The sequence below is a fragment of the Streptomyces sp. NPDC026417 genome (assembly GCF_055567695.1).
Window position 1 is genome coordinate 1 of the sequence record NZ_JBVHPY010000071.1, and the last position, 6,985, is coordinate 6,985.

At 65.3% G+C, this 6,985-nt stretch carries 2 protein-coding genes and 3 pseudogenes; 4 read left to right on the top strand and 1 reads right to left on the bottom strand.

The genetic code is table 11. The features are described from left to right. Window positions 1-182: 182 nt before the first annotated feature. A pseudogene (locus ACZ4NT_RS38330) lies at window positions 183-606 on the top strand (IS701 family transposase); the annotation flags it as partial. Between the two features lie 2,244 nt (window positions 607-2,850). Further along, window positions 2,851-3,198: pseudogene (locus tag ACZ4NT_RS38335) on the top strand (transposase); the annotation flags it as partial. A 20-nt stretch (window positions 3,199-3,218) separates the two neighbouring features. Here ACZ4NT_RS38335 and ACZ4NT_RS38340 read toward each other — a convergent pair. Further along, window positions 3,219-4,417, bottom strand: a pseudogene (locus tag ACZ4NT_RS38340) (IS110 family RNA-guided transposase). Window positions 4,418-5,174: 757 nt separating this feature from the next. Between ACZ4NT_RS38340 and ACZ4NT_RS38345 the strand changes: the two are divergent. Further along, entirely contained in the window at window positions 5,175-6,440 is a 1,266-nt protein-coding gene (locus ACZ4NT_RS38345) for an IS110 family RNA-guided transposase (RefSeq protein WP_467730051.1), read from the top strand. Between the two features lie 17 nt (window positions 6,441-6,457). Beyond that, window positions 6,458-6,886, top strand: coding sequence for an IS5 family transposase (locus ACZ4NT_RS38350; protein WP_467730049.1), 429 nt, complete (start codon window positions 6,458-6,460; stop codon window positions 6,884-6,886). The last annotated feature ends 99 nt before the right edge of the window (window positions 6,887-6,985 follow it).

The following is a 6,985-nucleotide window of genomic DNA, read 5'->3' on the forward strand; positions in this document are numbered from 1 at the left end:
CCATCGCCAGCCTCGTCTCCGACCGCACAGCCACCATCTGAAAACACACCACGGCCGCCCAGACATGACTCATCCGCTATCACGCACCAACTCGTAAGGCCGCATGACCTGCCTGTTCGGCAAGTGTCCAGCCGTTCTTCCGCTCCAGCGGAGCAATCAGTCCCGGCATGTCGGCAAGCGCCGCCTCAATCGAGGACTTTGACGGCCAAACGCCCACACACCTGCGCGCGCTGGGCACTGGCCCGCCGTAGCATCACCAGGCGGGATGAGATTGCCTACTGCCTCAGCTATGCATCGGCGGGCACCGACGTCGACCAAGTGGTGCGGGTCGCCGAGCGGCGGTGGGCGATCGAGGAATTCTTCCAGGCCGCAAAGAACGAATGCGGCCTGGACCAGTACGAAGTCCGCCGCTACATCGGCTGGATGCGGCACATCACACTCGCCATGCTCGCCCACGCCTTTCCGCGGCAACAGCAGCCCAGGGCTGCCTCAAAAGGGGGTGCAGAAACGGTTCCGGCACCCTGGTCCCGCTCACCGTGGCGGAAGTTCGCCGACTCCTGGCAACTCGCCCCAACCCAAGACCAGGCCGGCATGCGATCACACTGATGGAGTGCCTCTGCTCCCGCGCGTGGGGCTTGCGAACAGAGGCCGACCATGGAGCTTTTCTACGGAGCAACCCCCGCCACCCAGGCACTTCCGTTCCAGTGCGCTTTAGACTTGTCGCCGAGATATACAAATGAACCCGTCACCCAGGGGGTGGCGGGGTGCGGAGTAACGCCCTGCGTCGCTGCCAGGTCCGCGCTCCCTGCACTCAACTGGGGCGCCCCGTAACCAGCCCCTCCGCTTCGCTGATAGTAGTCCGTCGTAGCGACCTTGAGAGGGCTGCGGCCTTCGACCCACTTATCGCCATCCCAGTAGGCTGTCGAGTAGCCCGAGCCCCACTTGACAGCGAAAACAATGTACTGCTCGCTGGTCCATGGAGTTGCCGGAGTGGGGGTCACATTACTCAGTGCCGCCATGTCCGCGGGGATTTTGGCCCCAAGAGGCGTGAGGTACGCACCTACACTACGGGCTACCGCACCGGTCGCAGCAGGTGACTGACTTGCAACATAGGAACCTGAGTAGCGAGCGTCATCGTGGTCGATGACACCGTCCGCGCAGCGCGCAGCTTCCTCACCTGTCAACGCTATCCCCCAGGCGACATTCTTGTCGCAGGGCGACATCTCCGCCCCGATAGCCTGGTCACGCTTCCACCAAGCCGGCGCAGGTAGAGTTTGAACATATAGGCCTGACACAAGCAGGCCGTTAAGTCTCACCTGGCTGGCGGTTGCCCCAGCTCCGTAGTCGAAGGCGGAACCTTCCTTCCCGGTCATATCCAGCCACGGTGTAGTAAATCTATGGACGCGCCTCCCAGAGCCGTGCTGAATGATTTCCTTAGCAAACATTGTACTGTTGACGCGAGTTGGGGCCGCGCTGGGATTATCCCGGTCATATTTTGCAAGGTTTAGCCTGAGCGGATCAGCCTCCTTCGGGCTGGATCTCGCTGAAGCTATAGTGATAGAGCTGTAGTCCCAGTTCACCACATTGAGGACGCCGCGCAGCTGTGGGTGGCCGTCTTGCGCCTTACCGTACTCGAGGCATACCTGGGTTTGCATGTTTTGGTTGCTACTCTGCGCGCCGAGGGTTTGGTCTAGAGGAAGCGGGACACCGCCCCATGCGCCTGCATCTACCTTCGTGCACTTCTTGGCTGCTGTTTCGAACGCCGCCTTCTGTTCTTCCAGTGTAAAGGTAGGAGGCGGGTTGGTCGCTGGGGAGGAGGGGGTGGCGGTGACGGTGGGAGCAGGGTCGCTACTTAGAGTGTTCGTTCCTCCCGCTCCGCCGGTGAGGAGGAGTGCCGCACCAACAGCTCCCGCTGTAACGGTCCCCCCCGCGACCATAAGTCGATTCTTCATAGCTCTCCTCTGATGCCTTAAGCGGTCTCCAGCCTGCGTGGCCGGTGGCTGCTATTGACGCAGCAGGAGACCGCGCGGCTCTATTGGGGAGACCCCCCGGTCTTTCGCCCGGCCGCCCGCGCCTACATCGGTACCGACCTCGTCCCGCACTGCCGTGGACCCAGGCGACCTCCGGTTGTCCGGCGAGGAGAGGACGCCGCACAGTCGCAGCCGGGTCGATCACTCCTTCGCCCGCAGGAGACCCCGGTCCGGATCTTGTAAACCATCCCGGTCCTCCATCCTGCCGGCCGACACGTGGACCGAAGCACCGACCCCACGGGAGATTTACGCAGCCCGCGCCCGCAGAAAGTCCCCGACGCGCGGCCAAGCTCTTCGCCGCTGCGAATGGATGTCCAGCAATACCTGCACGAGCACGCAGAAGCGGCACAGGTCTGCGAGCGGCTACGCAAGTCCTGGCAGGACCCGCCAAATAACCAGCACGCCATGCCGGATGAGCGGGCGGGACCAATCCCGGGCCACAGGGCGAGGTCCGATTCAGCGGCTACGTGCGGCGACCAGGAGGTGGCCTCCGGCTACCCTCCGCGTACAGACGTGGCGCAGCAGGCCGTAGCCCAGGCCGTGGTCGGGGACGGCGCGCGCTCGATCAGGGCGTAGAGGTCGTCGTCGCTGTGCGCGGGTCAGCTGGACGAGTTCGGCCCAGTCCTTCTCCGGGATCGGCCCGCCACGCAGCCCACCCGCACGCCGGCGGGCTGACCCCCAGCGACGCCCCCCTGGTCACCGTCGGCCAGCCCGCACGGTCGCCCGGCTCGCCGAACTCGTCGAGGCCGCGCCGACCAGGAACGGGTGACGCTGGCCGAACTGCCCGGAGGCGGCATTTGGCTGGATAAAGCTGCTGGTCGTGTCGAGAATCGTTGAGCGGCTGGTGCCGGACGAGTTGTGGGAGCTGTTCCAGCGGGTGGTGCCGGAGGCGCCGTCGCGACTTCAGGGTGGTGGCCGGCGTCGGCACGGCGACCGTGAGATGCTGGCAGCGATCGTGTTCGTGGCGACGTCGGGCTGCACGTGGCAGCAGTTGCCGGCCGCCTTGTTCGGGCCGTCCGGCGCGACAGCCCACCGACGCCTCACCGAGTGGACGAAGGCCTGCGTGTGGGCCAAGCTGCACCGCCTGGTCCTCGACGAACTCGGCTCCCGCGGCGACCTGGACTGGTCTCGCTGCGCGATCGACGTGGTAAACATGCGGGCTCTGAAAAGGTGCCCCTATGGCTTTCGTCAAGCGGTATTGATCTTGGGCGGTTCGTAGAAGGTGCCGTCGCGGAGCATGGCGAAGAGGACGTCGATGCGGCGTCGGGCCAGGCAGACGATTGCGGCGACGTGGTGTTTTCCCTCGCGTCGTTTCCTGTCGTAGTAGGCCCGGGAGTCGGGCTGCGACAGTGAGGCGAACGCGGCGAGGTAGAAGGCTCGCTTGAGCTGTTTGTTGCCTCGCCGGGCCGGGTGCTCGCCGCGGATCGAGGAGCCGGACCGGCGGGTGGCGGGTGCCAGGCCGGCGTAGGCGGCGAGATGGCCAGCGGTGGCGAAGGCGCTGCCGTCACCGACGTCGATAAGGATGCGGGCTGCGGTCCTGACCCCGATGCCAGGCATGGAGGTCAGGACCTGAGAAGAGGGTGTGCCTCCAGCAGTTCCTCGATCCTGGCGGCGAGGAGTCGGCGCTGGTCGAGCACGACGGTGAGCGAGGCGGCCAGGCTGGGGACGATCAGCGCCGCAGCGTCGGTGCCGGGCACGATGACGGTTTGCTCGTCGAGCGCGTCGAAGATGTCTGCGACGAGCCGTTCTGCCATGCGCGGTGCTTTGGGCCGCAGCATGGATATCAGCCGTCGTCTGCCAGCTTTCCGTAACTGTGCTGGTGAGCCGTAGCGTTCGAGCAGGAACAGGACGGCCGGGTGATCCAGACGGGAACCCAGGACCCGCTCGAGTGAAGGATGGATCTGGGTCAGCAGCCCGCGCAGACGGTTCTTGGTGCGGGTGACCTCGCCAGCCAGGTCATCGTCGAAGCCCACGATCATGTTCAGCTCAGCGACGATCTCGTCGTCCGGCGCCAGGTCCCGCAGAGTGTGCGGCATGGTCCGGGCAGCATCGGCGATGACCGCAGCGTCGCGGGCGTCGGTCTTCGACTCACCGGGATAGAGGTCGGCGGTCCGCCGCATCGTCAGCCCTGGCAAATAGGCGACACGACAGCCGACATCCCGCGCGGCGGCCAGCGGCAGGGCGCCGATCGAGGCCGGCTGGTCGACCACGACCAGCACCGTTCCGTGCCTGGACTGGAGCTTCTCGAACAGCTCACGCAACCGCGGTTCACTGTTGGGCAGCGGCTTGTCGAACACCTTCTTGCCCGCAAGAGTCAGTGCGGTCCCGTGATGCTCACCCTTGCCGACGTCCAGGCCGAGGTAGACATCGACCTCGCCCTCGCTCACTCACCCTCCCCAGCAGACAGCAGACACCCTTCCCGGCCTCCGTTGCGGCATCAGCGTGCCGGCATCCACGTTACGAAGGCCTGCTCATCCCGAAGAGTGCGGATGAAGCGTCATGCCCCTGATCAGCGGTCTGCCAATGCCTCCCGGCCCAGTGACACCACCTTCTCAACCATGATCGACAAGGGGCCAAAGTCATGCCGGGACCCGGAGACCGGGGACCCCATTTCGGGGCCACGAAAAAGGTAACGGGGACCTGCCAGGTCCGAATCCTAATGGGCAGCGAAGCGAGTCATCGCTATCCGAATCCGGAGTGAGAGCTCTTTCGACAGACCGCGGGGCTCGCTTCAGGAGCGATTCCGGCCGGAACGAAGACCTCGTCCGCCACCTGGGCAGGAAGCCCTCTACTGAGAGCGATCTGACCCCGGCCGGAACCGTTCCAGTTTCCGAGCTTCGCGAGCACAACCGCACCTTGCGAGGACACAAGCGCCTCACAACGGGTCTCCGCAGAGCCAGTTCGGAACACGTCACCAGACGGTGCGAACCAAGGGCTTCGATGGTCGCGGCCTGAGCCAACTACACGGAACACCTTTCATCTTGTCGCGAGCCTGAGAGCTCTCGCGAAGACGAAGAACCGTGCAGCTCGCTGGGGTTGCGAACGGCTGGTGGGATGTTGTGCCTTGAGCACTTCCATTAGGGAGCACGCGCACCCTGCACAGGCTCTGACCTGCTGAAACATCAGTGTGTGAGGGAGAACATGATGGAGATCGCAGGGTTACCAGTGCCGGTGTTCTGCGGGGTGGACTGGGCAGAAGACCACCACGATGTCGCGCTCGTCGATGCCGGCGGGACACGGCTCGCCAAGCTGCGAATCAGCGATGATGCAGCCGGATTCGCACAGCTCACAGTCCTGCTGACGGAGCACGGCGACAGCAAAGATCACCAGATCCCGGTCGCGATCGAGACGTCTCGGGGATTGCTGGTCGCCTGTCTGCGCGCGACGGGACGCCCTGTATTCGCGATCAACCCGCTGGCGGTGGCACGCTACCGGGATCGGCACTCGGTCGCGAGGAAGAAGTCGGACGCCATCGACGCTGCTGTCCTGGCGAACATCCTGCGCACCGACATGGCCGCCCACCGGCCGCTGCCGAAGGACTCCGAACTGGCTCAGGCGATCGCGGTGCTGGCACGAGCTCAGCAGGACGCGGTCTGGGACCGCGTCCAGGCCCACAACAAGCTCCGCTCGCAGCTGCGCGAGTTCTACCCAGCGATCTTGGCCGCGTTCGCCGACATGCGCGGGGGAATCTGCTCTCCCGAGGCCCGGACCATCCTGGCCAACGCGCCGACGCCCGCAGCGGCGGCCCGTCTCACGCACCGACGTCTCCAGTCCCTGCTCAGGCAGGCTGGACGCCTGCGCGGCGTCGAAGCTGAGGCCGACCGGATCCACGAGGTTTTCCACCGCGAGTACCTCCACCAACCACCGCAGGTCGAGAAGGCCTTCGGCCAGCAGGCCACGGCTCTGCTGCGCCAGCTGGAGGCCGCCTGCACCAACGCCGACCAGCTCGAAGCCGCCACCAGGGAGTCCTTCGATCAGCACCCCGATGCCTCGATCATCTCCAGTTTTCCGGGCCTGGGCTCCTTAACCGGGGCCCGAGTCCTGGCTGAGATCGGCGACGACCGAGCCCGCTTCACTACCGCCGGATCGATGAAGGCCTACGCGGGCAGTGCACCAGTCACCCGGGCGAGCGGCAAAAGTTGCACGGTGATGGCCCGGCGGGTCAAGAACCAGCGCTTGGCGGCTGCCGGCTATGTCTGGGCCTTCGCCTCCCTAACCGCGTCATTGGGTGCCAGAGCCCACTACTACCGCCGCAAGGAGGCTGGTGACCGCCATGTCGCTGCCCAGCGCAACCTTTTCAACCGCTTCATAGGGATGCTCTTCCACTGCCTCCAGCACGGAGAGCACTCCGACGAGGAGACGGCCTTCCCCAACCAACCCGCAGCAGCACTTCCAGCGGAGGCCGCTTGACGAGTTGCGCGCGTGGGATGTCTGTCGACCGGGGCAAGTACGCCTCGAAGATCCACCTGATCACCGAGCGGACCGGTCTGCCCCTGTCTGTCGGCATCTCTGGTGCCAACGTCCACGACAGCCAGGCCCTGATCCCGCTCGTGAAGGGCATACCGCCGATCCGATCCCGGCGAGGCCCCCGACGGCGCAAGCCCGGCAAACTCCACGCCGACAAGGGATACGACTACCCTCACCTGCGGCGATGGTTATCCCAGAAAGGCATCCAGCACCGCATAGCCCGCAAGGGAGTCGAGACCTCGCAGCGACTCGGCCGGCACCGCTGGACCATCGAACGCACGAGGGCCATGGCCTGGCTCGCTGGATGCCGTCGCCTCCACCGTCGCTACGAGCGCAAAGCGGAGCACTTCCTCGCCTTCACGAGCCTCGCATGCACCCTCATCTGCTAGTGTCCTGCGCCGGAGATCCGTCGGCAGAGGCGGGCGAGGGAGTCGAGGATTTCTTTGGCTGTTTTGGTCCAGATGAACGGCTTGGGGTCTTCGTTCCAG